This is a genomic window from Vibrio sp. B1REV9 (assembly GCF_905175395.2).
In the GTDB taxonomy this organism is placed as follows: domain Bacteria; phylum Pseudomonadota; class Gammaproteobacteria; order Enterobacterales; family Vibrionaceae; genus Vibrio; species Vibrio alfacsensis.
Genome location: NZ_HG992745.1, coordinates 653,068 through 678,415, shown reverse-complemented (window position 1 = coordinate 678,415; position 25,348 = coordinate 653,068). Strand labels below are relative to the sequence as shown.

The following is a 25,348-nucleotide window of genomic DNA, read 5'->3' as shown; positions in this document are numbered from 1 at the left end:
CAAGAACACTTGAATGTGTTTTTGTGTATTCATCGAAATGAATACTTTGAGAACTTTACAAACAAACGCTTATCTATTTAAGACAAGATTTGTTTTGTCAGCTTTCCAAATTGTTAAAGAGCTAGATTATTAAGAACCATTTTTAAAAACTCTCGTAAGAGTGCTTAAAGATGGTGGAGCTATGCGGGATCGAACCGCAGACCTCCTGCGTGCAAGGCAGGCGCTCTCCCAGCTGAGCTATAGCCCCATCTAGGTGTCGATACTGCATACCAATTCCTAAAAGGAAGTGGTGGGTCTGAGTGGACTCGAACCACCGACCTCTCGCTTATCAGGCGAACGCTCTAACCACCTGAGCTACAGACCCAGTATCGTCTCTTTTACTTATAAACCGTATCAATCTGTGTGGACACTCATCGTGAGTAATCATCGTATAAGGAGGTGATCCAGCGCCAGGTTCCCCTAGCGCTACCTTGTTACGACTTCACCCCAGTCATGAACCACAAAGTGGTAAGCGTCCTCCCCGAAAGGTTAAACTACCTACTTCTTTTGCAGCCCACTCCCATGGTGTGACGGGCGGTGTGTACAAGGCCCGGGAACGTATTCACCGTGGCATTCTGATCCACGATTACTAGCGATTCCGACTTCATGGAGTCGAGAGTTGCAGACTCAATCCGGACTACGACGCACTTTTTGGGATTCGCTCACTTTCGCAAGTTGGCTGCCCTCTGTATGCGCCATTGTAGCACGTGTGTAGCCCTACTCGTAAGGGCCATGATGACTTGACGTCGTCCCCACCTTCCTCCGGTTTATCACCGGCAGTCTCCCTGGAGTTCCCGACATTACTCGCTGGCAAACAAGGATAAGGGTTGCGCTCGTTGCGGGACTTAACCCAACATTTCACAACACGAGCTGACGACAGCCATGCAGCACCTGTCTCAGAGTTCCCGAAGGCACACCTGTATCTCTACTGGCTTCTCTGGATGTCAAGAGTAGGTAAGGTTCTTCGCGTTGCATCGAATTAAACCACATGCTCCACCGCTTGTGCGGGCCCCCGTCAATTCATTTGAGTTTTAATCTTGCGACCGTACTCCCCAGGCGGTCTACTTAACGCGTTAGCTCCGAAAGCCACGGCTCAAGGCCACAACCTCCAAGTAGACATCGTTTACGGCGTGGACTACCAGGGTATCTAATCCTGTTTGCTCCCCACGCTTTCGCATCTGAGTGTCAGTATCTGTCCAGGGGGCCGCCTTCGCCACCGGTATTCCTTCAGATCTCTACGCATTTCACCGCTACACCTGAAATTCTACCCCCTCTACAGTACTCTAGTCTGCCAGTTTCAAATGCAATTCCGAGGTTGAGCCCCGGGCTTTCACATCTGACTTAACAAACCACCTGCATGCGCTTTACGCCCAGTAATTCCGATTAACGCTCGCACCCTCCGTATTACCGCGGCTGCTGGCACGGAGTTAGCCGGTGCTTCTTCTGTAGGTAACGTCAAATCCATACGCTATTAACGCATGAACCTTCCTCCCTACTGAAAGTGCTTTACAACCCGAAGGCCTTCTTCACACACGCGGCATGGCTGCATCAGGCTTGCGCCCATTGTGCAATATTCCCCACTGCTGCCTCCCGTAGGAGTCTGGACCGTGTCTCAGTTCCAGTGTGGCTGATCATCCTCTTCAGACCAGCTAGGGATCGTCGCCTTGGTGAGCCCTTACCTCACCAACTAGCTAATCCCACCTAGGCATATCCTGACGCGAGAGGCCCGAAGGTCCCCCTCTTTGGCCCGTAGGCATCATGCGGTATTAGCCATCGTTTCCAATGGTTATCCCCCACATCAGGGCAATTTCCTAGGCATTACTCACCCGTCCGCCGCTCGCCGCCCAACAAATCCTCCGAAGATTCAATGTTGTCGCTGCCGCTCGACTTGCATGTGTTAGGCCTGCCGCCAGCGTTCAATCTGAGCCATGATCAAACTCTTCAATTTAAGATTTTGTTCGGCTCAATGAATACTGACTTCAAAACTGCTCTTACTCGAAAGTAAGAAGTAATTTTAAAGCTATTATCGTTCCAACAGAACGATAATGAATTGACTGTGCCAAGTCTTTCGACTCGTTTGGTCACTCAGTTCATTGAAACCTAATTTGATACCGAGGTATCGAATTGGATTATCATCAACGAGTGCCCACACAGATTGATAGGTCTATATTGTTAAAGAGCTTGGCTTTCAGTGCCTTAGCACTTAAGCGAGGTGCGTATAATACGCTTTTCACTTTGAAAGTCAACATAAAACTCTAAAAACTTCAGAACTTTATGGTGACTTGCTTAAATATTAAGCAAGTGCAAAATTAAAGCCTGGCGATGTCCTACTCTCACATGGGGAAACCCCACACTACCATCGGCGCTATTTCGTTTCACTTCTGAGTTCGGAATGGAAATCAGGTGGGTCCAAATGCTATGGTCGCCAAGCAAATTCTTTAATTCGGAAAGCTGTTTCTGTGTTCTCTACACAATCAAGTCTGTTCTTGCTTTGAGTCCATCAAAACCCTTTGGGTGTTGTATGGTTAAGCCTCACGGGCAATTAGTATCAGTTAGCTCAATGCCTCACAGCACTTACACACCTGACCTATCAACGTCGTAGTCTCCGACAACCCTTTAGGATACTTAAAGTATCAGGGAGAACTCATCTCCAAGGCTCGCTTCCCGCTTAGATGCTTTCAGCGGTTATCGATTCCGAACTTAGCTACCGGGCAATGCGTCTGGCGACACAACCCGAACACCAGAGGTTCGTCCACTCCGGTCCTCTCGTACTAGGAGCAGCCCCTTTCAATTCTCCAACGCCCACGGCAGATAGGGACCGAACTGTCTCACGACGTTCTAAACCCAGCTCGCGTACCACTTTAAATGGCGAACAGCCATACCCTTGGGACCGACTTCAGCCCCAGGATGTGATGAGCCGACATCGAGGTGCCAAACACCGCCGTCGATATGAACTCTTGGGCGGTATCAGCCTGTTATCCCCGGAGTACCTTTTATCCGTTGAGCGATGGCCCTTCCATTCAGAACCACCGGATCACTATGACCTGCTTTCGCACCTGCTCGAATTGTCATTCTCGCAGTCAAGCGGGCTTATGCCATTGCACTAACCTCACGATGTCCAACCGTGATTAGCCCACGCTCGTGCTCCCTCCGTTACTCTTTGGGAGGAGACCGCCCCAGTCAAACAAACCCCCAGGCACTGTCCGCAACCCCGATAAGGGGTCAACGTTAGAACATCAACACTACAAGGGTGGTATTTCAAGGACGGCTCCACAGATACTAGCGTACCTGCTTCAAAGCCTCCCACCTATCCTACACATGTAGGGTCAATGTTCAGTGCCAAGCTGTAGTAAAGGTTCACGGGGTCTTTCCGTCTAGCCGCGGGTACACTGCATCTTCACAGCGATTTCAATTTCACTGAGTCTCGGGTGGAGACAGCGTGGCCATCATTACGCCATTCGTGCAGGTCGGAACTTACCCGACAAGGAATTTCGCTACCTTAGGACCGTTATAGTTACGGCCGCCGTTTACCGGGGCTTCGATCAAGAGCTTCGACCGAAGTCTAACCCCATCAATTAACGCTTCCGGCACCGGGCAGGCGTCACACCGTATACGTCATCTTACGATTTTGCACAGTGCTGTGTTTTTAATTAAACAGTTGCAGCCACCTGGTATCTGCGACTCTCGTCAGCTCCATCCGCAAGGGACTTCACCATCAAGAGCGTACGCTTCTCCCGAAGTTACGGTACCATTTTGCCTAGTTCCTTCACCCGAGTTCTCTCAAGCGCCTTGGTATTCTCTACCCGACCACCTGTGTCGGTTTGGGGTACGATTCCTTACAATCTGAAGCTTAGAGGCTTTTCCTGGAAGCATGGCATCAATGACTTCACTACCGTAGTAGCTCGACGTCGTGTCTCAGCCTTAAAAAGAGCCGGATTTACCTAACTCTTAAGCCTACGCACTTGAACCTGGACAACCGTCGCCAGGCCCACCTAGCCTTCTCCGTCCCCCATCGCAATTGTAAGAAGTACGGGAATATTAACCCGTTTCCCATCGACTACGCCTTTCGGCCTCGCCTTAGGGGTCGACTTACCCTGCCCCGATTAACGTTGGACAGGAACCCTTGGTCTTCCGGCGAGGAGGTTTTTCACCCCCTTTATCTCGTTACTCATGTCAGCATTCGCACTTCTGATACCTCCAGCATGCTTTACAACACACCTTCAACGGCTTACAGAACGCTCCCCTACCCAATGAAGTAAACTTCATTGCCGCAGCTTCGGTTTATTACTTAGCCCCGTTACATCTTCCGCGCAGGCCGACTCGACCAGTGAGCTATTACGCTTTCTTTAAATGATGGCTGCTTCTAAGCCAACATCCTGGCTGTCTGAGCCTTCCCACATCGTTTCCCACTTAGTAATAATTTGGGACCTTAGCTGGCGGTCTGGGTTGTTTCCCTCTCCACGACGGACGTTAGCACCCGCCGTGTGTCTCCCGGATAGTACTTACTGGTATTCGGAGTTTGCAAAGGGTTGGTAAGTCGGGATGACCCCTAGCCTTAACAGTGCTCTACCCCCAGTAGTATTCGTCCGAGGCGCTACCTAAATAGCTTTCGGGGAGAACCAGCTATCTCCAGGTTTGATTGGCCTTTCACCCCTAGCCACAAGTCATCCGGCTAATTTTTCAACATTAGTCGGTTCGGTCCTCCAATTGATGTTACTCAATCTTCAACCTGCCCATGGCTAGATCACCTGGTTTCGGGTCTATATCCAGAGACTGAACGCCCAGTTAAGACTCGGTTTCCCTACGGCTCCCTAGATGGTTAACCTTGCCACTGAATATAAGTCGCTGACCCATTATACAAAAGGTACGCAGTCACAGGACATAATGCCTGCTCCTACTGCTTGTACGTACACGGTTTCAGGTTCTATTTCACTCCCCTCACAGGGGTTCTTTTCGCCTTTCCCTCACGGTACTGGTTCACTATCGGTCAGTCAGTAGTATTTAGCCTTGGAGGATGGTCCCCCATATTCAGACAGGATATCACGTGTCCCGCCCTACTCGATTTCACTGAATGTGCGTTGTCGACTACGGGGCTATCACCCTGTATCGCCGGACTTTCCAGACCGTTCGTCTAACGCATATAAAGCTTAAGGGCTAGTCCAATTTCGCTCGCCGCTACTTTCGGAATCTCGGTTGATTTCTTTTCCTCGGGGTACTTAGATGTTTCAGTTCCCCCGGTTCGCCTCATTAACCTATGAATTCAGTTAATGATACTAGCTTATGCTAGTGGGTTTCCCCATTCAGAAATCCCAGACTCAAATGGTTGTTACTACCTAATCTGGGCTTATCGCAAGTTACTACGTCTTTCATCGCCTCTGACTGCCAAGGCATCCACCGTGTACGCTTAGTCACTTAACCATACAACCCCAAAGAGTTTCAAAGAAATCTTGAGTTTGTTGTTTAAACAACCAAAGTTGCTATCTCATTATTTGAATGAGCGAGATAGCTATCGATTTTGCCGGACTCAAATATGTTTTGCTTTCACAAAACCCAAGAACACTTGAATGTGTTTTTGTGTATTCATCGAAATGAATACTTTGAGAACTTTACAAACAAACGCTTATCTATTTAAGACAAGATTTGTTTTGTCAGCTTTCCAAATTGTTAAAAAAGAGAGCTATGTTTCTTCACAAGGAAGTACATTTTCTAAAGACTTTCAGAGTCGATAATTCCAACCACATCCGTTTTACTGAAGTGGTTTGGACGTTCCTATCCAAAAATACTTAGAGAATGGTGGGCGATACCGGGCTCGAACCAGTGACCCCCTGCTTGTAAGGCAGGTGCTCTCCCAACTGAGCTAATCGCCCACATAAGTTTTGATTCTTCGTGGAGAAGAATGGTGGGTCGTGCAGGATTCGAACCTGCGACCAATTGATTAAAAGTCAACTGCTCTACCAACTGAGCTAACGACCCAATGGTATCCCGTAGGGGAGTCGAACCCCTGTTACCGCCGTGAAAGGGCGGTGTCCTAGGCCTCTAGACGAACGGGACACTGGATTGAAGATATTGGGATATCTTCGTCTCTTTTACTTTATAAACCGTATCAATCTGTGTGGACACTCATCGTGAGTAATCATCGTATAAGGAGGTGATCCAGCGCCAGGTTCCCCTAGCGCTACCTTTGTTACGACTTCACCCCAGTCATGAACCACAAAGTGGTAAGCGTCCTCCCCGAAAGGTTAAACTACCTACTTCTTTTGCAGCCCACTCCCATGGTGTGACGGGCGGTGTGTACAAGGCCCGGGAACGTATTCACCGTGGCATTCTGATCCACGATTACTAGCGATTCCGACTTCATGGAGTCGAGTTGCAGACTCAATCCGGACTACGACGCACTTTTTGGGATTCGCTCACTTTCGCAAGTTGGCTGCCCTCTGTATGCGCCATTGTAGCACGTGTGTAGCCCTACTCGTAAGGGCCATGATGACTTGACGTCGTCCCCACGCTTCCTCCGGTTTATCACCGGCAGTCTCCCTGGAGTTCCCGACATTACTCGCTGGCAAACAAGGATAAGGGTTGCGCTCGTTGCGGGACTTAACCCAACATTTCACAACACGAGCTGACGACAGCCATGCAGCACCTGTCTCAGAGTTCCCGAAGGCACACCTGTATACTCTACTGGCTTCTCTGGATGTCAAGAGTAGGTAAGGTTCTTCGCGTTGCATCGAATTAAACCACATGCTCCACCGCTTGTGCGGGCCCCCGTCAATTCATTTGAGTTTTAATCTTGCGACCGTACTCCCCAGGCGGTCTACTTAACGCGTTAGCTCCGAAAGCCACGGCTCAAGGCCACAACCTCCAAGTAGACATCGTTTACGGCGTGGACTACCAGGGTATCTAATCCTGTTTGCTCCCCACGCTTTCGCATCTGAGTGTCAGTATCTGTCCAGGGGGCCGCCTTCGCCACCGGTATTCCTTCAGATCTCTACGCATTTCACCGCTACACCTGAAATTCTACCCCCTCTACAGTACTCTAGTCTGCCAGTTTCAAATGCAATTCCGAGGTTGAGCCCCGGGCTTTCACATCTGACTTAACAAACCACCTGCATGCGCTTTACGCCCAGTAATTCCGATTAACGCTCGCACCCTCCGTATTACCGCGGGGCTGCTGCTGGCACGGAGTTAGCCGGTGCTTCTTCTGTAGGTAACGTCAAATCCATACGCTATTAACGCATGAACGCTTCCTCCCTACTGAAAGTGCTTTACAACCCAGAAGCGCTTCTTCACACACGCGGCATGGCTGCATCAGGCTTGCGCCCATTGTGCAATATTCCCCACTGCTGCCTCCCGTAGGAGTCTGGACCGTGTCTCAGTTCCAGTGTGGCTGATCATCCTCTCAGACCAGCTAGGGATCGTCGCCTTGGTGAGCCCTTACCTCACCAACTAGCTAATCCCACCTAGGCATATCCTGACGCGAGAGGCCCGAAGGTCCCCCTCTTTGGCCCGTAGGCATCATGCGGTATTAGCCATCGTTTCCAATGGTTATCCCCCACACATCAGGGCAATTTCCTAGGCATTACTCACCCGTCCGCCGCTCGCCGCCCAACAAATCCTCCGAAGATTCAATGTTGTCGCTGCCGCTCGACTTGCATGTGTTAGGCCTTTGCCGCCAGCGTTCAATCTGAGCCATGATCAAACTCTTCAATTTAAGATTTTGTTCGGCTCAATGAATACTGACTTCAAAACTGCTCTTACTCGAAAGTAAGAAGTAATTTTAAAGCTATTATCGTTCCAACAGAACGATAATGAATTGACTGTGCCAAGTCTTTCGACTCGTTTGGTCACTCAGTTCATTGAAACCTAATTTGATACCGAGGTATCTAATTGGATTATCATCAACGAGTGCCCACACAGATTGATAGGTCTATATTGTTAAAGAGCTTGGCTTTCAGTGCCTTAGCACTTAAGCGAGGTGCGTATAATACGCTTTTCACTTTGAAAGTCAACATAAAACTCTAAAAAACTTCAGAACTTTATGGTGACTTGCTTAAATATTAAGCAAGTGCAAAATTAAAGCCTGGCGATGTCCTACTCTCACATGGGGAAACCCCACACTACCATCGGCGCTATTTCGTTTCACTTCTGAGTTCGGAATGGAAATCACGGGTGGGTCCAAAATGCTATGGTCGCCAAGCAAATTCTTTAATTCTGGAAAGCTGTTTCTGTGTTCTCTACACAATCAAGTCTGTTCTTGCTTTGAGTCCATCAAAACCCTTTGGGTGTTGTATGGTTAAGCCTCACGGGCAATTAGTATCAGTTAGCTCAATGCCTCACAGCACTTACACACCTGACCTATCAACGTCGTAGTCTCCGACAACCCTTTAGGATACTTAAAGTATCAGGGAGAACTCATCTCAAGGCTCGCTTCCCGCTTAGATGCTTTCAGCGGTTATCGATTCCGAACTTAGCTACCGGGCAATGCGTCTGGCGACACAACCCGAACACCAGAGGTTCGTCCACTCCGGTCCTCTCGTACTAGGAGCAGCCCCTTTCAATTCTCCAACGCCCACGGCAGATAGGGACCGAACTGTCTCACGACGTTCTAAACCCAGCTCGCGTACCACTTTAAATGGCGAACAGCCATACCCTTGGGACCCGACTTCAGCCCCAGGATGTGATGAGCCGACATCGAGGTGCCAAACACCGCCGTCGATATGAACTCTTGGGCGGTATCAGCCTGTTATCCCCGGAGTACCTTTTATCCGTTGAGCGATGGCCCTTCCATTCAGAACCACCGGATCACTATGACCTGCTTTCGCACCTGCTCGAATTGTCATTCTCGCAGTCAAGCGGGCTTATGCCATTGCACTAACCTCACGATGTCCAACCGTGATTAGCCCACCTTCGTGCTCCTCCGTTACTCTTTGGGAGGAGACCGCCCCAGTCAAACTACCCACCAGGCACTGTCCGCAACCCCGATAAGGGGTCAACGTTAGAACATCAACACTACAAGGGTGGTATTTCAAGGACGGCTCCACAGATACTAGCGTACCTGCTTCAAAGCCTCCCACCTATCCTACACATGTAGGGTCAATGTTCAGTGCCAAGCTGTAGTAAAGGTTCACGGGGTCTTTCCGTCTAGCCGCGGGTACACTGCATCGTTCACAGCGATTTCAATTTCACTGAGTCTCGGGTGGAGACAGCGTGGCCATCATTACGCCATTCGTGCAGGTCGGAACTTACCCGACAAGGAATTTCGCTACCTTAGGACCGTTATAGTTACGGCCGCCGTTTACCGGGGCTTCGATCAAGAGCTTCGACCGAAGTCTAACCCCATCAATTAACGCTTCCGGCACCGGGCAGGCGTCACACCGTATACGTCATCTTACGATTTTGCACAGTGCTGTGTTTTTAATAAACAGTTGCAGCCACCTGGTATCTGCGACTCTCGTCAGCTCCATCCGCAAGGGACTTCACCATCAAGAGCGTACGCTTCTCCCGAAGTTACGGTACCATTTTGCCTAGTTCCTTCACCCGAGTTCTCTCAAGCGCCTTGGTATTCTCTACCCGACCACCTGTGTCGGTTTGGGGTACGATTCCTTACAATCTGAAGCTTAGAGGCTTTTCCTGGAAGCATGGCATCAATGACTTCACTACTATCCCCGTAGTAGCTCGACGTCGTGTCTCAGCCTTAAAAAAAGAGCCGGATTTACCTAACTCTTAAGCCTACGCACTTGAACCTGGACAACCGTCGCCAGGCCCACCTAGCCTTTCTCCGTCCCCCATCGCAATTGTAAGAAGTACGGGAATATTAACCCGTTTCCCATCGACTACGCCTTTCGGCCTCGCCTTAGGGGTCGACTTACCCTGCCCCGATTAACGTTGGACAGGAACCCTTGGTCTTCCGGCGAGGAGGTTTTTCACCCCCTTTATCGTTACTCATGTCAGCATTCGCACTTCTGATACCTCCAGCATGCTTTACAACACACGCTTCAACGGCTTACAGAACGCTCCCCTACCCAATGAAGTAAACTTCATTGCCGCAGCTTCGGTTTATTACTTAGCCCCGTTACATCTTCCGCGCAGGCCGACTCGACCAGTGAGCTATTACGCTTTCTTTAAATGATGGCTGCTTCTAAGCCAACATCCTGGCTGTCTGAGAGCCTTCCCACATCGTTTCCCACTTAGTAATAATTTGGGACCTTAGCTGGCGGTCTGGGTTGTTTCCCTCTCCACGACGGACGTTAGCACCCGCCGTGTGTCTCCCGGATAGTACTTACTGGTATTCGGAGTTTGCAAAGGGTTGGTAAGTCGGGATGACCCCCTAGCCTTAACAGTGCTCTACCCCCAGTAGTATTCGTCCGAGGCGCTACCTAAATAGCTTTCGGGGAGAACCAGCTATCTCCAGGTTTGATTGGCCTTTCACCCCTAGCCACAAGTCATCCGCTAATTTTTCAACATTAGTCGGTTCGGTCCTCCAATTGATGTTACTCAATCTTCAACCTGCCCATGGCTAGATCACCTGGTTTCGGGTCTATATCCAGAGACTGAACGCCCAGTTAAGACTCGGTTTCCCTACGGCTCCCCTAGATGGTTAACCTTGCCACTGAATATAAGTCGCTGACCCATTATACAAAAGGTACGCAGTCACAGGACGCAATGCCTGCTCCTACTGGCTTGTACGTACACGGTTTCAGGTTCTATTTCACTCCCCTCACAGGGGTTCTTTTCGCCTTTCCCTCACGGTACTGGTTCACTATCGGTCAGTCAGTAGTATTTAGCCTTGGAGGATGGTCCCCCATATTCAGACAGGATATCACGTGTCCCGCCCTACTCGATTTCACTGAATGTGCGTTGTCGACTACGGGGCTATCACCCTGTATCGCCGGACTTTCCAGACCGTTCGTCTAACGCATATAAAGCTTAAGGGCTAGTCCAATTTCGCTCGCCGCTACTTTCGGAATCTCGGTTGATTTCTTTTCCTCGGGGTACTTAGATGTTTCAGTTCCCCCGGTTCGCCTCATTAACCTATGAATTCAGTTAATGATACTAGCTTATGCTAGTGGGTTTCCCCATTCAGAAATCCCAGACTCAAATGGTTGTTACTACCTAATCTGGGCTTATCGCAAGTTACTACGTCTTTCATCGCCTCTGACTGCCAAGGCATCCACCGTGTGTACGCTTAGTCACTTAACCATACAACCCCAAAGAGTTTCAGAAGAAATCTTGAGTTTGTTGTTTAAACAACCAAAGTTGCTATCTCATTATTTGAATGAGCGAGATAGCTATCGATTTTGCCGGACTCAAATATGTTTTGCTTTCGCAAAACCCAAGAACACTTGAATGTGTTTTTGTGTATTCATCGAAATGAATACTTTGAGAACTTTACAAACAAACGCTTATCTATTTAAGACAAGATTTGTTTTGTCAGCTTTCCAAATTGTTAAAGAGCTAATCACTTCTCATGAAGTAACCATTTTTAAAAACACTCTGCTTTCTATTAAAAGAAAGTGCGTTTAAAGATGGTATCCCGTAGGGGAGTCGAACCCCTGTTACCGCCGTGAAAGGGCGGTGTCCTAGGCCTCTAGACGAACGGGACACTGGATTGAAGATATTGGGATATCTTCGTCTCTTTTACTTATAAACCGTATCAATCTGTGTGGACACTCATCGTGACTCATTTGTCTTCACTTTTAAAAAGTGAAAGCAAACTATCCGTATCGTATAAGGAGGTGATCCAGCGCCAGGTTCCCCTAGCGCTACCTTGTTACGACTTCACCCCAGTCATGAACCACAAAGTGGTAAGCGTCCTCCCCGAAAGGTTAAACTACCTACTTCTTTTGCAGCCCACTCCCATGGTGTGACGGGCGGTGTGTACAAGGCCCGGGAACGTATTCACCGTGGCATTCTGATCCACGATTACTAGCGATTCCGACTTCATGGAGTCGAGTTGCAGACTCAATCCGGACTACGACGCACTTTTTGGGATTCGCTCACTTTCGCAAGTTGGCCGCCCTCTGTATGCGCCATTGTAGCACGTGTGTAGCCCTACTCGTAAGGGCCATGATGACTTGACGTCGTCCCCACGCTTCCTCCGGTTTATCACCGGCAGTCTCCCTGGAGTTCCCGACATTACTCGCTGGCAAACAAGGATAAGGGTTGCGCTCGTTGCGGGACTTAACCCAACATTTCACACAACACGAGCTGACGACAGCCATGCAGCACCTGTCTCAGAGTTCCCGAAGGCACACCTGTATCTCTACTGGCTTCTCTGGATGTCAAGAGTAGGTAAGGTTCTTCGCGTTGCATCGAATTAAACCACATGCTCCACCGCTTGTGCGGGCCCCCGTCAATTCATTTGAGTTTTAATCTTGCGACCGTACTCCCCAGGCGGTCTACTTAACGCGTTAGCTCCGAAAGCCACGGCTCAAGGCCACAACCTCCAAGTAGACATCGTTTACGGCGTGGACTACCAGGGTATCTAATCCTGTTTGCTCCCCACGCTTTCGCATCTGAGTGTCAGTATCTGTCCAGGGGGCCGCCTTCGCCACCGGTATTCCTTCAGATCTCTACGCATTTCACCGCTACACCTGAAATTCTACCCCCTCTACAGTACTCTAGTCTGCCAGTTTCAAATGCAATTCCGAGGTTGAGCCCCGGGCTTTCACATCTGACTTAACAAACCACCTGCATGCGCTTTACGCCCAGTGTAATTCCGATTAACGCTCGCACCCTCCGTATTACCGCGGCTGCTGGCACGGAGTTAGCCGGTGCTTCTTCTGTAGGTAACGTCAAATCCATACGCTATTAACGCATAAACCTTCCTCCCTACTGAAAGTGCTTTACAACCCGAAGGCGCTTCTTCACACACGCGGCATGGCTGCATCAGGCTTGCGCCCATTGTGCAATATTCCCCACTGCTGCCTCCCGTAGGAGTCTGGACCGTGTCTCAGTTCCAGTGTGGCTGATCATCCTCTCAGACCAGCTAGGGATCGTCGCCTTGGTGAGCCCTTACCTCACCAACTAGCTAATCCCACCTAGGCATATCCTGACGCGAGAGGCCCGAAGGTCCCCCTCTTTGGCCCGTAGGCATCATGCGGTATTAGCCATCGTTTCCAATGGTTATCCCCCACATCAGGGCAATTTCCTAGGCATTACTCACCCGTCCGCCGCTCGCCGCCCAACAAATCCTCCGAAGATTCCGAATGTTGTCGCTGCCGCTCGACTTGCATGTGTTAGGCCTGCCGCCAGCGTTCAATCTGAGCCATGATCAAACTCTTCAATTTAAGATTTTGTTCGGCTCAATGAATACTGACTTCAAAACTGCTCTTACTCGAAAGTAAGAAGTAATTTTAAAGCTATTATCGTCCCAACAGAACGATAATGAATTGACTGTGCCAAGTCTTTCGACTTGTTTGGTCACTCAGTTCATTGAAACCTAATTTGATACCGCTTTCCGTTAAGAAAAGAAATATCCAATTGGATTATCATCAACGAGTGCCCACACAGATTGATAGGTCTATATTGTTAAAGAACTTTCTAACTAACTCGCCGCCTCAGCGCCTCGTCGTTAGGGGTGCGTATAATACGCTTTCCAATTTGAGAGTCAAGCATTTTTTCAAACTTCTTTTCTCTCTTTCCAACTCGCTGTGTGACTTCTGTCTCACTCCGTGTCGGTGGATGCGCAGTATAGGGAACTGAGAAATTAGCACAAGCATTTTTTGCAAAAAAAACCCAACCGCACAAATAACGAACACTGCGTGCATTTATTCACCATTTTCTCCCGATTTATTCGTATCCATGCCCTTTATTCCTGTAAAAAACCATTACTTGCCTAAGTAAAAACGGCCTATTTCTTTGCAATTTCGGTTTCGGTTATTGCTTTCTGCATCTTTTTCCCACTTTCTATTTCTTGAAAGCGAAAAAAAAGAGCAGGACAATAACGAGCTGCTCTTTGGTCTTTGCTTTTTACTTGGGGTATTTCAGGTGAAATCTTGGAAATATGTTTCTTCTATATATAGAAGAAAAGAGTAGAGCTTCCTTGCTCTACTTTTACGACAGATTAGTTGGGGATACCTATAAATGTCGTAGTAATTAAATGGCGCCTTGAGCTCATAAGAGTGGAGCATGCTTGCATTCCCAATGGCGCTATCTTCGAGAGGAACTTAGTTCTTCAATACTTTTACGGTGTAGCTACCATCTTTTTGTTGGTATAGACCGTGGATGTCGGTTTCGAAACCAGGGTAATGCGCACCGATCTCACAAAGCATCTCTAGGAAGTCCAGCACAGGGCGAGACTCTTGAGTCACCATTTCACCAGGAAGTACTAGTGGCACACCTGGAGGGTAAGGAAGGATCATGTTCGCACTTACGCGGCCAACCATTTCTTCCAGTTTGATTTCTTCGATGTTGCCACGAAGCTCTTCTTGCCATGCTGCGTGTGGTGTTACTTTCATTTCTGGAAGTACATCGAACGCTTTGTACATTAGCTCTGGTAGGTTGTATTTCTTAGTTAGGTCATGAATTGCTTGTGCTAGTTCTTGAACGCGCATGCCTTCATAGAAGCTTGGGTCTTCGTTGTATAGCGAAGGTAGGAAGCTCTTGATGGTTAGGTTCAAGTCGTAGCCACGTTTAAATTCAGTTAGACCGCGTAGCAATTGCATTGCTTTTGATTTGTCGATACCGATTGAGAATAGGAACAACAAGTTGTATGGACCTGTTTTCTCTACCACGATGCCGCGCTCGTCTAGGAATTTCGCCACCAGCGAAGCAGGAATACCTGATTCTTCTAGTTCGCCTTCTTTATTCATCCCAGGAGTCAGTAGCGTTACTTTGATTGGGTCAAGATACATGTGGTTATCGTCCATGTTCTTGAAGCCGTGCCATGTCTCGCTAGGGTCTAGTTTCCAACATTCTGTGGTATCGATGTTTTCTGGTTGCCATACATCGAAGAACCAGCTGTCGCTTTCTGCTTCTAGGCGTTTGATCTCTTTGCGGAAGCGGATTGCGCGATCGATAGAGTCTTGCATCAACTTCTTACCAGTGTTGCCGCGCATCATTGCCGCAGCAGTTTCAGTAGAAGCAACAATGCCGTACTGAGGTGAAGTTGAAGTGTGCATCATGAATGCTTCGTTGAAAGATTCTTTATCAAAATCACCTTTCACGTGAATCATTGAAGCTTGTGAGAACGCTGCCAACAGTTTGTGTGTTGATTGTGTTTCGTAGAACACTTTGCCTGGCATCGCTTCACCACTCATACCACATTTACCTTCGTAAATTGGGTTGAAGTTAGTGTAAGGCACCCAAGCACTGTCGAAGTGGATGTGTTTACAATCTAGCGACTCTTTGATGAATTGTGTGTTGTACAACAGACCATCGTAAGTTGAGTTAGTCACTACTGCGTAAGTTGGTGCAGTTGCACCTGGTGTTTTCGCCACTTTCTCTGCAATGACATCGCGGTTAAATTCGCTTTGTGGAATACCACCAAGGATACCGTATGCGTTACGAGTTGGACGGAAGTAAATTGGTGTCACGTCGCTCATCATCATTAGGTGAGTCAGAGACTTGTGACAGTTACGGTCAATCAGTACTGTGCTGCCTGCAGGTGCTGAGTACATACCAACGATTTTGTTCGATGTAGACGTACCGTTGGTTACAATGTACGAGCTGTCTGCATTGAATGTACGTGCGATGTATTCTTCTGCATCTTTATGTGGACCTGAGTGGTCTAGTAGAGAGCCTAACTCAGGCATTGAGATTGATACGTCCGCTTTAAATGTGTTTGGACCGTAAAAATCATAGAAGATGCTACCAGCAGGGCTTTTCTGGAATGCAGTACCACCCATGTGACCTGGAGTACAGAAAGTGTATTTACCTTCTTCTACGTATTTGAATAGCGCTTTAGTGAATGGAGGCATGATTGCATCTTTGTATGCCTCTGTCGCTTGGTTGATTTTGATAGCGATGTCGTCAGCCATACCTAAAGCGTACTCGAAGAAGCTCACGTTTAGACGTAGGTCTGTTAGTGAAATGTCTAGAGTAGACTGTTCGTTAGCAAATGCGTGAACAGGCAGTTTTTCGTTGATTTGGCTGATACGCTCACATAGTTCTAGTGAGTATTTATCCCAGTCGAACAACACACCGCAAATGCGTGGGTTCATCTCAATCATTTTGATCAAGTCTTTATCATCTACTGGGTAAACCACTTCGTAGCCCGCTTTCTCAAGAGCTGCGTGAAGTTGACGAACTGGCTCTTCTTTAAAGAACACACCCATGTGGTTCAAGATAGCGAATATATTCATTTGGACATCTCCAAGGTGAATGAGGGCGCTCTTTGCCATTTACAGGCAATGAGTAAGGGAGCGCCGCGTGAATTTGAGTTTTATGGGCTGGCACCGTAGTGCCAGCGTTTTGGGTATTAGTTGCTTGCTTGGGAAGGCATGTCGTCAGCGTGCATTTTCACGTACTGAGCAAGACCTGCTTTTTTGCTGTAGAACATCAAGATAACTAGAGAAACGATGAAGGTTGCTGTTAGCGTACCGCCCTCTGCACCTGCTAGTGCGATGAAGCAGAACAAACAAGCCACACCAGAGAACAGCATTACGAAGCCGTTACGTGTTGTCATACCTTCGAAGCGAATCAAGTTAATGCTTGAGTAGAAGTAAGGCAGCATAGTTAGTAGCACTGCGTCAGTCGTTAGCTGGTTGAACAGGTCTGATGCGTGTGCTGTTTTAGAGCTGAAGAACATCAATACAACCATCAGTGCAGTCATCTTGATTGACGCAAGGATTAGACCTTTCTTAGGCACACCATTTTTGTCAGTTTCGCCGTAGATTTTAGGGAAGTTGCCGTCGTTTGCTGCGCGTTTACCTGCTTCACCTACTAGCATCATCCAAGAACCTAGCGAAGTGAAACATGCTAGCGCTGTGAATGCTGATACGAATGGTGCTGTCCAGCTACCGAATAGCTCAGTGGTTGCTAGTGCAAATGGCGCACCTGATGCCGCTACTTCTGACGCTGGGAACATGCCGCTGATCATTTGAGTTGATAGGATGTAAATCACACCTGCGATACCAGTACCTAACATCGTTGCTAGTGGTACAGTACGTTTAGGGTTCTCTACCATACCAGTAGATACCGCTGCTGATTCCACACCTACGAATGACCATAGACAGATAAGAACCGCTGTTACTACCGCGTGGCTGTCAGTGCCTGCTGATACGTTCCAGTTTTGGCTGTAAAGCGCAGTATCGAAGTGCGTCCAACCAAATGCGGCTGTACCAACAACTGGGATAAGAATAAGAACTAGACCAAGCGTACATAGACGGCTTACCCAGCTACCACCAAGTAGGTTAACAAGAGTGAAGATCCATACTGATGCAATCGTCGCAATACCTGCTGGGATTGGGTTATTAAGCACAGGGAAGAATACTGAAAGGTAAGAAACACCTGTAATAGCAATAGCCAGGTTACCAATCCAGTTCGCGTGGTAATAAAGAACGCCCGTTTGGAAACCAAATACAGGAGATACTTCGCCAGCGTAAGCGATAGGACCACCTTCTTGAGGGTTTTTGGTTGCCAGACGAGCGTAAACAAACGCTAGACTCAGTGCACCGACCAAACAGATCAGCCAACTGAAGATTGAAACAGAGCCTACAGAAGCAAGGCTAGAAGGTAATAGTGCGATACCACTACCCATCATGTTACCGGCTACGACACCCGTACAGGCAATAAGGCCGATTTTTTTCGCATTCGATGACATAACATCTCCAAATCTATTCTACTCGAGTCAACATGACTCAAACTGAATGGTTATTAGCGAGATACTATTAGGAAGAACCTGCTGACCTCGCTAAATTTCGAAGTGAAGACTACGCCCAAAAACTGGAAAAAAAATAAACTTGGGGTTATCAATAAAATAATTAGCCCATCGGTATAAAACTGAGATAAACCTGATAAACTAAAAAATATAAAATCAATATATACAATCACTTAGATACAAAAACTAAAGCACCCCCATTCAAAAGGTAAAAATATCAACCTCAACCTATTTTCCATAAACCTCATAAGCCACCATCGTTCCAATAAAAGGGCGTATTAATTACTCAAACTGTTGATGAATGCTCTTACCCCTGGCCAACAACAATTGATGTGCATCAATGTTGTGATAGATCATTGTTCAGTAATGAATAAAGACAGCTCTTATTGCGGATAAATAACCTTGCAATTGCTACTTACAAGATCATTTCAACACTGAATGAGGTTCAATCTTATGAGTTCAGGCATAACGGAATGGACAGGTAGTAAATAGTAAGCAATAAGCAATTAGCAATTAGCAATTAGCAATTAGCTAATAACTCTCCGTAGAAACCATCACGTCAAACCATATTTCTCAAGTAATCTGACGATGAGCGGAGCGAGAAAGATGCAACAATTTTATCTGCCACATTTCAATACGAGACAATAGATAGCAAAAAGCCTTCCACCGAAGTGAAAGGCTTAATCTACATTCATTAAAACATTAGATATCAAACAGTATTACTATATACCGTTTTAGCAAAGCGCTCACATTACAACATGCGTACAACTGACGGGTGCACGGCTCGATACATAGCGTAATCAATGGCTTTCATGTTACTTGGGAAGACCAAGTTCTCACACAACAGATAGGTCTCAACAGAAGTATCAATATAGAATGCTTCACTGTAAGACTCACTTGCCCAATCCAAGTCGCCATCCAATTCAGCATGCTTGCCTCTGATCACGTAAGACAACACTGAATCTCTAATTTCAAGCGCCTGATTCAAATGCTGTTTTGCGGTATCAACATCCCCAACGATGGTTTCATGCAGAGCCAATGCCTCAAAGATACGGGGCTGAATAGGCCCAACCATCACTTCTGAATTCGTTTCCAGCGCATCACTGAGTTGTTGTACTCTTCCCTTTCGCAACTCTAGAGCTGGATCAAGTGCTTTCTGCACATGGTAAGCAATCAATAATTCAGCTTGTACATATGCATTCTCTGGCTCGATTTCTAGAATACTCTCCATTAAGTCAATGCCACGTTGGAATTGATTCACATCTGATACATTCAGGTAATGGTTCGCTTGGATAAATAATTTGAGCGCTTCTTGATTAGTTGGCATTCCCGCCACCAGCACCTGAGACTTTTCTTTGGCATCTGGAACTTTCAGAACATGCATCAAATCCAAAGAGGCTTGCTGCAGTACTGTCTTCAAATGATTGTCTGCCAATGCATATTGACGACTGAACAGCACTTTTTCTGAGGAATTGTTGCGATACTCGACCTCTAGAAAATTACCACTCTCGTTCGCTTTCACTCGAACCACTACCGATTTCCCGGGTACGATGCCATTAGTAAAGGAGGCTTTCTTGAGCATCACCCGATAATCACTGACTTGGGCAATATCCGCCATCAATTTCTGAGCAAAACCATCTGCAAGCTCGTAGCTTAAACTGTCTCGACTAAAATCATCTTGGAACTTGAACTCGATTAAATGAGTATCAATGGCTTGAGTGATACGAACTTCTGACTGCTTGTAGGTAAATACGCCCATCACCACGACCAAAAGACTGATCCAAATGAAGTTCATAAAACCTAAACGCCAAGGACTAATTTTGTTGGGTTTACGAGGGGCCTTTTTTTTCTCTTTTGACATCTCGCACACCGCACGAGTTAAAGGCCCTGCTGGGAATGCAATACTAGGCGTTGGCGCATCAAGTCTGACTTCTTCAACGCTTTCAACATCCGGAAAAAGAGCCTCTGCATCACAATGACGGCTTGCCAGAAATTCATCGTGCGTCATTGGCGTGACATTAGCCACCAGCTTATAACCTCGTTTAGGCACAGTGATCACATAGCTAATGTTTTCTTCTCTGCCATCACGCAACAACTTACGCAGCTCGAAGATAGACTGCGTTACCACTTGGTCAGTCACAATCGCACCCGCCCAAACGTATTGGATCAGCTCTTCGCGATTGAACACTTCACTGGCATGCTCAGCAAGAAAGTGTAGAAGGTTAATTAAGCGCGGTTCAACGGAAACTTCCCTGTCTTGTCGATACAGCTTATTTTCATCAACGCTTAAAACCCAATCATTGATCTGAAAATAGACTCCAACCATGTATGAAAACTCTCGTATCTAAAAGACAGCGCCGTTTAGGAATAAGTGGAATTACGTATTCTTTGGGTCGGCTAAAGGCGAGATTATAGGCGGTAAAACGGCCTGGACCTAGAAAAGCAAGCCGTCAAAAATGCAAACTTAAGTTAAGTGTCAGACGATTCCAGTGCCGCAAGGATAGAACAATGGCTGGCATCATCGTTGTTGTGCCCACAACAAGCATCGTTAATTTTCTTTAATGCCGTACGAATTCTAGTGAGTTCAGCAATCTTGTCATCTATCAACGTTAACTTAGCAGAAGTAATGGCTTTTACCTCTGCACAACTGTGTTCTGTGGCCTCTAATTTTATCTCTAGAAGCTCTTTAATCTCTTCTAAACTTAAGCCCAACTCTTTTGCTTTAAGAATGAAGCGCACTTGCTTTTGGTTCTCTTCATTATATAGACGATAACCCGAGTCACTTCGTCCTGCAGGCTTAATCAATGTATTTTTTTCGTAGAAACGTAATGTATCGGCAGTCACACCGCAGCGTTTTGCCAGTTCACCTATCTGAAACATAACTTCCCTTATTAACTATCTCGTTACTTTAAAAGCTAAATATCGTGGTTTTCATAATTATTTTTGAGATGCCAAACGATTGCGCGAGCTTTTTTGTAATAAATTGGTTAGAATACGCGCCATCAAATAGTGGAGGCTACTTTCTAGCCAGAGAGCTATCGACCTAAAAAGCTCTCAACAAAGGTCTTTACCAAAACTGGCCAATATTTTACCCCAAGAGGTAAAAACAAGTTCATTTTTGGCAAACATCTTTAACTCCGTGAATTTGAGGAAAATGGAAGCATGAACAACGCTCGTCCTATTCGCCGTGCGCTTATCAGCGTATCAGACAAAACAGGTATTGTTGAGTTTGCACAAGCTCTTGCTGAGCGCGGTGTCGATATCCTATCGACTGGTGGTACTGCTCGTCTACTTGCTGAGCAAGGCATCGCCGTGACTGAAGTCTCTGATTACACTGGTTTCCCAGAAATGATGGACGGTCGTGTTAAGACGCTTCACCCAAAAGTTCACGGAGGTGTGCTAGGTCGTCGTGGTCAAGATGATGACGTAATGGAAAAGCACGGCATCAATCCAATCGACATGGTCGTCGTTAACCTATACCCATTCGCAGAAACTGTTGCCAACGAAGGTTGTACCCTTGCTGACGCAGTTGAGAACATCGACATTGGTGGCCCAACAATGGTTCGCTCCGCTGCGAAAAACCACAAAGACGTGACTATCGTCGTTAACGCAAGTGACTACGGGCGCGTAATTGCAGAGATGGATGCAAACGAGAAATCTCTTACTCTAGAAACTCGCTTCGACCTTGCTATCGCAGCATTTGAGCACACTGCGGCTTACGATGGCATGATCGCAAACTACTTCGGCACTATGGTTCCATCTTATGGCGAGAACAAAGACGGTGACGAACCTTCTCCTGAAAACAAGAGCAAATTCCCTCGCACATTCAACCAGCAGTTCGAGAAAAAACAAGACATGCGCTACGGTGAGAACAGCCACCAAGCAGCCGCATTCTATGTTGAAGCAAATCCTGAAGAAGCGTCTGTTTCTACTGCACGCCAAATCCAAGGTAAAGCACTTTCTTACAACAACATCGCAGACACTGACGCTGCACTTGAATGTGTGAAAGAGTTCGACGAGCCAGCATGTGTGATCGTAAAACACGCGAACCCATGTGGTGTGGCTCTAGGTAAAGACATCCTAGAAGCCTACAACCGCGCTTACCAAACTGACCCAACATCTGCATTCGGCGGGATCATTGCATTCAACCAAGAGCTAGATGCTGAAACGGCAACGGCTATCGTTGAGCGTCAATTCGTTGAAGTCATCATCGCGCCTTCTGTTTCTGCTGAAGCGATTGGAGTTATTGCAGCGAAGAAAAACGTACGTCTACTTGAATGTGGCGAATGGTCAACGAAGACAACTGGCTTTGATGTAAAGCGCGTCAACGGTGGTCTACTGGTTCAAGACCGTGACCAAGGCATGGTAAGCCTAGATGACCTGAAAGTGGTTTCTAAGCGTCAACCAACAGAAGAAGAGCTGAAAGATGCCCTATTCTGCTGGAAAGTCGCGAAATACGTTAAATCAAATGCGATTGTTTATGCCAAAGGTGACATGACTATCGGTGTCGGCGCAGGTCAAATGAGCCGCGTTTACTCAGCAAAAATTGCTGGCATCAAAGCCGCAGACGAAGGTCTAGAGGTAGCTGGTAGTGTGATGGCCTCTGATGCGTTCTTTCCATTCCGTGATGGTATCGATGCCGCAGCAGACGCTGGCATCAAGTGTGTGATTCAGCCTGGTGGTTCTATGCGTGATGACGAGGTTATCGCTGCAGCAGACGAACACGGCATGGCAATGATCTTTACGGGTATGCGTCACTTCCGCCACTAATTCATATTGTTAGGTCCTAGTTACTAGGCCCTTGGGTGGTTAATAGCCCTGCCTTAATCAGGGCTAAACAGAATCATTTATAAAGGATTTTAATATGCGAGTTTTAATCATTGGCTCAGGCGGGCGTGAACACGCGCTAGGTTGGAAAGCAGCACAAAACCCAAATGTTGAGACTATCTTCGTTGCTCCGGGTAACGCTGGTACTGCGCTAGAGCCAAAGCTAGAAAACGTCAATATCGCGGTAGAAGACATTGCTAGTTTAGTTGCTTTTGCAAAAGAGAAAGCTATTGAACTGACCATCGTTGGTCCTGAAGCGCCGCTGGTTATCGGTGTTGTGGATGCTTTCCGAGAAGCAGGTCTGCCAATCTTCGGCCCGACACAAGCAGCAGCGCAGCTTGAAGGCTCTAAGGCATTTACTAAAGACTTCCTTGCTCGTCATAAAATCCCAACGGGAGCCTACGCAAACTTCACTGAAATCGAACCAGCACTGGCTTACGTACGTGAACAAGGTGCACCGATCGTGGTTAAAGCTGATGGCCTTGCCGCTGGTAAAGGCGTGATTGTGGCAATGACGCTAGAAGAAGCCGAAGACGCAATCAAAGATATGCTAGCGGGTAACGCATTTGGTGATGCTGGCAGCCGTGTGGTTATCGAAGAATTTCTAGATGGCGAAGAAGCAAGCTTCATCGTGATGGTGGATGGTGAGAACGTTTTGCCAATGGCCACCAGCCAAGACCACAAACGTGTAGGCGACAAGGATACTGGCCCTAACACGGGTGGCATGGGTGCATACTCTCCTGCCCCAGTCGTGACAAAGGAAATCCACAACCGCATTATGGAAGAAGTGATTTACCCAACAGTACGCGGTATGGCTTCTGAAGGTAACCCTTACACTGGCTTCCTTTATGCAGGTCTGATGATCGATACCGACGGCACGCCGAAAGTGATCGAGTACAACTGCCGCTTCGGGGATCCTGAGACGCAACCAATCATGATGCGTATGGAATCGGATCTCGTGGATCTATGTCTAGCGGCAATCGACGAGAAACTGGATCAAGTGGAATCAAAATGGGATCCGCGTGCGTCGATTGGTATCGTGTTAGCCGCCGGTGGTTACCCTGCTGCATACAACAAAGGCGATGTAATTTCTGGCCTGCCACAAGTTGAAATTGAAGGCGAGAAAGTCTTCCACGCAGGTACAGAGAATAAAGACGGCGACATCGTGACTAACGGTGGTCGTGTACTTTGTGCAACCGCACTCGGTAATAGCGTCTCAGAAGCGCAGCAACGTGCTTACGAGTTGGTAAAACAGATCAGTTGGGATGAAATGTTCCATCGTAATGACATCGGCTACCGTGCGATTGCACGCGAGCAAGAAAAATAATAACAACTTCAGTTGGCTAAAAAGACAAAAGGCGCATTAAGCGCCTTTTTTATTATTCTTTCACCAAGCAAGTTCAAGCGATGTTTATTCAGAGATAAACTTAGGTCGTTGAACACAATCAAAACTATCATCATTGAGCATCAATAATTCATCGACGGTTGCAGTATTACGCGATTCTTTGCCAATAAAAGCGATGTAACTATCGACTGAAGCGAGCCTATCAATGACAAAATTCGGCAACGTTTGATTAAATTCTAACGTAGCGTATTCGCGTCCTTTACACGTTTCGAATGTTTCACCATCCCAATAGCCTTGTATCAGATTCTGACCATCTCGAGATTCTTGCTTAATCGAGTCAACAACACCATTCGCTTCCACCTTGTAGCGTCCTAGCTGCTCACGCTGTATTGGTAGCACCTTACCGTTCACACGATATTGCTGATAAATCGCATCACCATCTTTATTGAATCGAATGTGGATTTGAAAAGGCACTAACCCTTGCTTGGTATCAAGTAGCTTGCCTTTTCGAATCAACTCTCGCAATTCACCATCGTCCCAACGGTAGTCACTTTGATAATACCCATAATCCCCCATCGTGACATAGTCAGCCGCAGTACTAACCCGAGTAAGACGCTCGGTCATCCAGTACAAGCTGGTCGTGTCTCCCATGACTTTTCCGCCAGAGAAGTGCGTAAATTGTTCTAGATTAGGAGTTTCTACGGAAGTACAGCCTGCAAGAGCAAGACTTGTTAAGAGAAGTGAAGTGAGTAGATGTTTGTTCATGAAATTGCACCGAGGCAGGAGACCTCGGTGCATTTTAACTTAGTTTACTGATTCTTTCAGCGCTTTACCTGCTACGAATGCAGGTACGTTAGCTGCTGCGATTTGAATCTCATCGCCAGTCTTAGGGTTACGGCCAGTACGTGCAGCGCGGTGGTTTACTTTGAATGTACCAAAACCAATTAGTTGAACTTGGTCACCCTCTTTAAGAGCGCCAGTTACACCCTCAAGAGTTGCTTCAAGAGCAGCTTTAGCTTGTGCTTTAGATAGGTCTGCTTTCTCTGCAATAAAGTCGATTAATTGGGTCTTGTTCATTAGGTTTCCCTTCTCATATGTTATCGAATTCGTCTCACTCTAAAACATAAATGCCCCATCTGGCAAAGGTTTGTAAGCGATCTTTCGATTTTCTGACGTAGTTTTAGCCATAATATGAGTATTAACTCACAATTTGTTACTACTTGCTTAAGTAAACCCCTTGCTTTCTAATGTAATAAAACCAATTTATATGGCACTTTTGCGGTTATAATTGCCGCAAATACCTTCTATCACACTACAAT

8 protein-coding genes, 6 tRNA genes and 7 rRNA genes are annotated in these 25,348 nt (G+C 47.1%); 2 read left to right on the top strand and 19 right to left on the bottom strand.

Annotated features, from left to right (window positions below):
• Positions 1-171: 171 nt before the first annotated feature.
• The 17 genes from KHN78_RS08635 to zntR form a co-directional block, all read right to left on the bottom strand.
• Positions 172-247: transfer RNA gene (locus KHN78_RS08635), tRNA-Ala, on the bottom strand.
• Positions 248-287: 40 nt separating this feature from the next.
• Positions 288-364, bottom strand: a tRNA-Ile gene (locus KHN78_RS08630).
• A gap of 67 nt (positions 365-431) precedes the next feature.
• Positions 432-1,987, bottom strand: a 16S ribosomal RNA gene (locus KHN78_RS08625).
• Between the two features lie 366 nt (positions 1,988-2,353).
• A 5S ribosomal RNA gene (rrf, locus tag KHN78_RS08620) occupies positions 2,354-2,469 on the bottom strand.
• 91 nt (positions 2,470-2,560) lie between these two features.
• Positions 2,561-5,457 (bottom strand): 23S ribosomal RNA (locus KHN78_RS08615).
• A gap of 373 nt (positions 5,458-5,830) precedes the next feature.
• A tRNA-Val gene (locus KHN78_RS08610) sits at positions 5,831-5,906 on the bottom strand.
• Positions 5,907-5,936: 30 nt separating this feature from the next.
• Positions 5,937-6,012: transfer RNA gene (locus KHN78_RS08605), tRNA-Lys, on the bottom strand.
• A gap of 2 nt (positions 6,013-6,014) precedes the next feature.
• Positions 6,015-6,090: transfer RNA gene (locus KHN78_RS08600), tRNA-Glu, on the bottom strand.
• Between the two features lie 90 nt (positions 6,091-6,180).
• Positions 6,181-7,747: ribosomal RNA gene (locus KHN78_RS08595) — 16S ribosomal RNA — on the bottom strand.
• Between the two features lie 367 nt (positions 7,748-8,114).
• Positions 8,115-8,233, bottom strand: a 5S ribosomal RNA gene (gene rrf / locus KHN78_RS08590).
• A gap of 92 nt (positions 8,234-8,325) precedes the next feature.
• A 23S ribosomal RNA gene (locus KHN78_RS08585) occupies positions 8,326-11,235 on the bottom strand.
• Between the two features lie 327 nt (positions 11,236-11,562).
• Positions 11,563-11,638 (bottom strand) — tRNA-Glu (locus KHN78_RS08580).
• Between the two features lie 126 nt (positions 11,639-11,764).
• Positions 11,765-13,325 (bottom strand): 16S ribosomal RNA (locus KHN78_RS08575).
• Together the 16S, 23S and 5S rRNA genes with 6 tRNA genes alongside form the textbook arrangement of a ribosomal RNA operon.
• A gap of 879 nt (positions 13,326-14,204) precedes the next feature.
• A complete protein-coding gene (locus tag KHN78_RS08570; protein ID WP_211915786.1) occupies positions 14,205-16,340 on the bottom strand; it encodes a lysine decarboxylase CadA in 2,136 nt (711 codons plus the stop codon).
• Positions 16,341-16,456: 116 nt separating this feature from the next.
• Entirely contained in the window at positions 16,457-17,800 is a 1,344-nt protein-coding gene (gene cadB, locus KHN78_RS08565; protein WP_211915785.1) for a cadaverine/lysine antiporter, read from the bottom strand.
• Positions 17,801-18,608: 808 nt separating this feature from the next.
• Positions 18,609-20,183 (bottom strand): lysine decarboxylation/transport transcriptional activator CadC, encoded by a 1,575-nt coding sequence (cadC, locus tag KHN78_RS08560; RefSeq protein WP_211915784.1) that lies wholly within the window; start codon positions 20,181-20,183, stop codon positions 18,609-18,611.
• A 143-nt stretch (positions 20,184-20,326) separates the two neighbouring features.
• On the bottom strand, positions 20,327-20,737 hold the full coding sequence (gene zntR / locus KHN78_RS08555) for a Zn(2+)-responsive transcriptional regulator (RefSeq protein WP_211915783.1): 411 nt from the start codon (positions 20,735-20,737) through the stop codon (positions 20,327-20,329).
• Positions 20,738-21,019: 282 nt separating this feature from the next.
• Between zntR and purH the strand changes: the two genes are divergently transcribed.
• Both purH and purD read left to right on the top strand, forming a co-directional pair.
• A complete protein-coding gene (purH, locus tag KHN78_RS08550) occupies positions 21,020-22,627 on the top strand; it encodes a bifunctional phosphoribosylaminoimidazolecarboxamide formyltransferase/IMP cyclohydrolase (RefSeq protein ID WP_211915782.1) in 1,608 nt (535 codons plus the stop codon).
• 94 nt (positions 22,628-22,721) lie between these two features.
• Positions 22,722-24,011 carry a phosphoribosylamine--glycine ligase gene (gene purD, locus KHN78_RS08545; RefSeq protein WP_211915781.1) on the top strand — a complete coding sequence of 430 codons (1,290 nt, stop codon included), beginning with the start codon at positions 22,722-22,724 and terminating at the stop codon, positions 24,009-24,011.
• Between the two features lie 84 nt (positions 24,012-24,095).
• Here the strand turns inward: purD and KHN78_RS08540 are convergent, their stop codons facing one another.
• Both KHN78_RS08540 and hupA read right to left on the bottom strand, forming a co-directional pair.
• Complete coding sequence (locus tag KHN78_RS08540) at positions 24,096-24,794, bottom strand: DUF1481 domain-containing protein (RefSeq protein ID WP_211915780.1); 699 nt, start codon at positions 24,792-24,794, stop codon at positions 24,096-24,098.
• 39 nt (positions 24,795-24,833) lie between these two features.
• Positions 24,834-25,106 (bottom strand): nucleoid-associated protein HU-alpha, encoded by a 273-nt coding sequence (hupA, locus tag KHN78_RS08535; protein ID WP_005433627.1) that lies wholly within the window; start codon positions 25,104-25,106, stop codon positions 24,834-24,836.
• Positions 25,107-25,348: the final 242 nt, after the last annotated feature.

Coding starts and splice junctions, on each gene's coding strand:
- KHN78_RS08570 (WP_211915786.1), bottom strand. CDS start 16,340: ATGAATATATTCGCTATCTTGAACCACATGGGTGTGTTCTTTAAAGAA.
- cadB (WP_211915785.1), bottom strand. CDS start 17,800: ATGTCATCGAATGCGAAAAAAATCGGCCTTATTGCCTGTACGGGTGTC.
- cadC (WP_211915784.1), bottom strand. CDS start 20,183: ATGGTTGGAGTCTATTTTCAGATCAATGATTGGGTTTTAAGCGTTGAT.
- zntR (WP_211915783.1), bottom strand. CDS start 20,737: ATGTTTCAGATAGGTGAACTGGCAAAACGCTGCGGTGTGACTGCCGAT.
- purH (WP_211915782.1), top strand. CDS start 21,020: ATGAACAACGCTCGTCCTATTCGCCGTGCGCTTATCAGCGTATCAGAC.
- purD (WP_211915781.1), top strand. CDS start 22,722: ATGCGAGTTTTAATCATTGGCTCAGGCGGGCGTGAACACGCGCTAGGT.
- KHN78_RS08540 (WP_211915780.1), bottom strand. CDS start 24,794: ATGAACAAACATCTACTCACTTCACTTCTCTTAACAAGTCTTGCTCTT.
- hupA (WP_005433627.1), bottom strand. CDS start 25,106: ATGAACAAGACCCAATTAATCGACTTTATTGCAGAGAAAGCAGACCTA.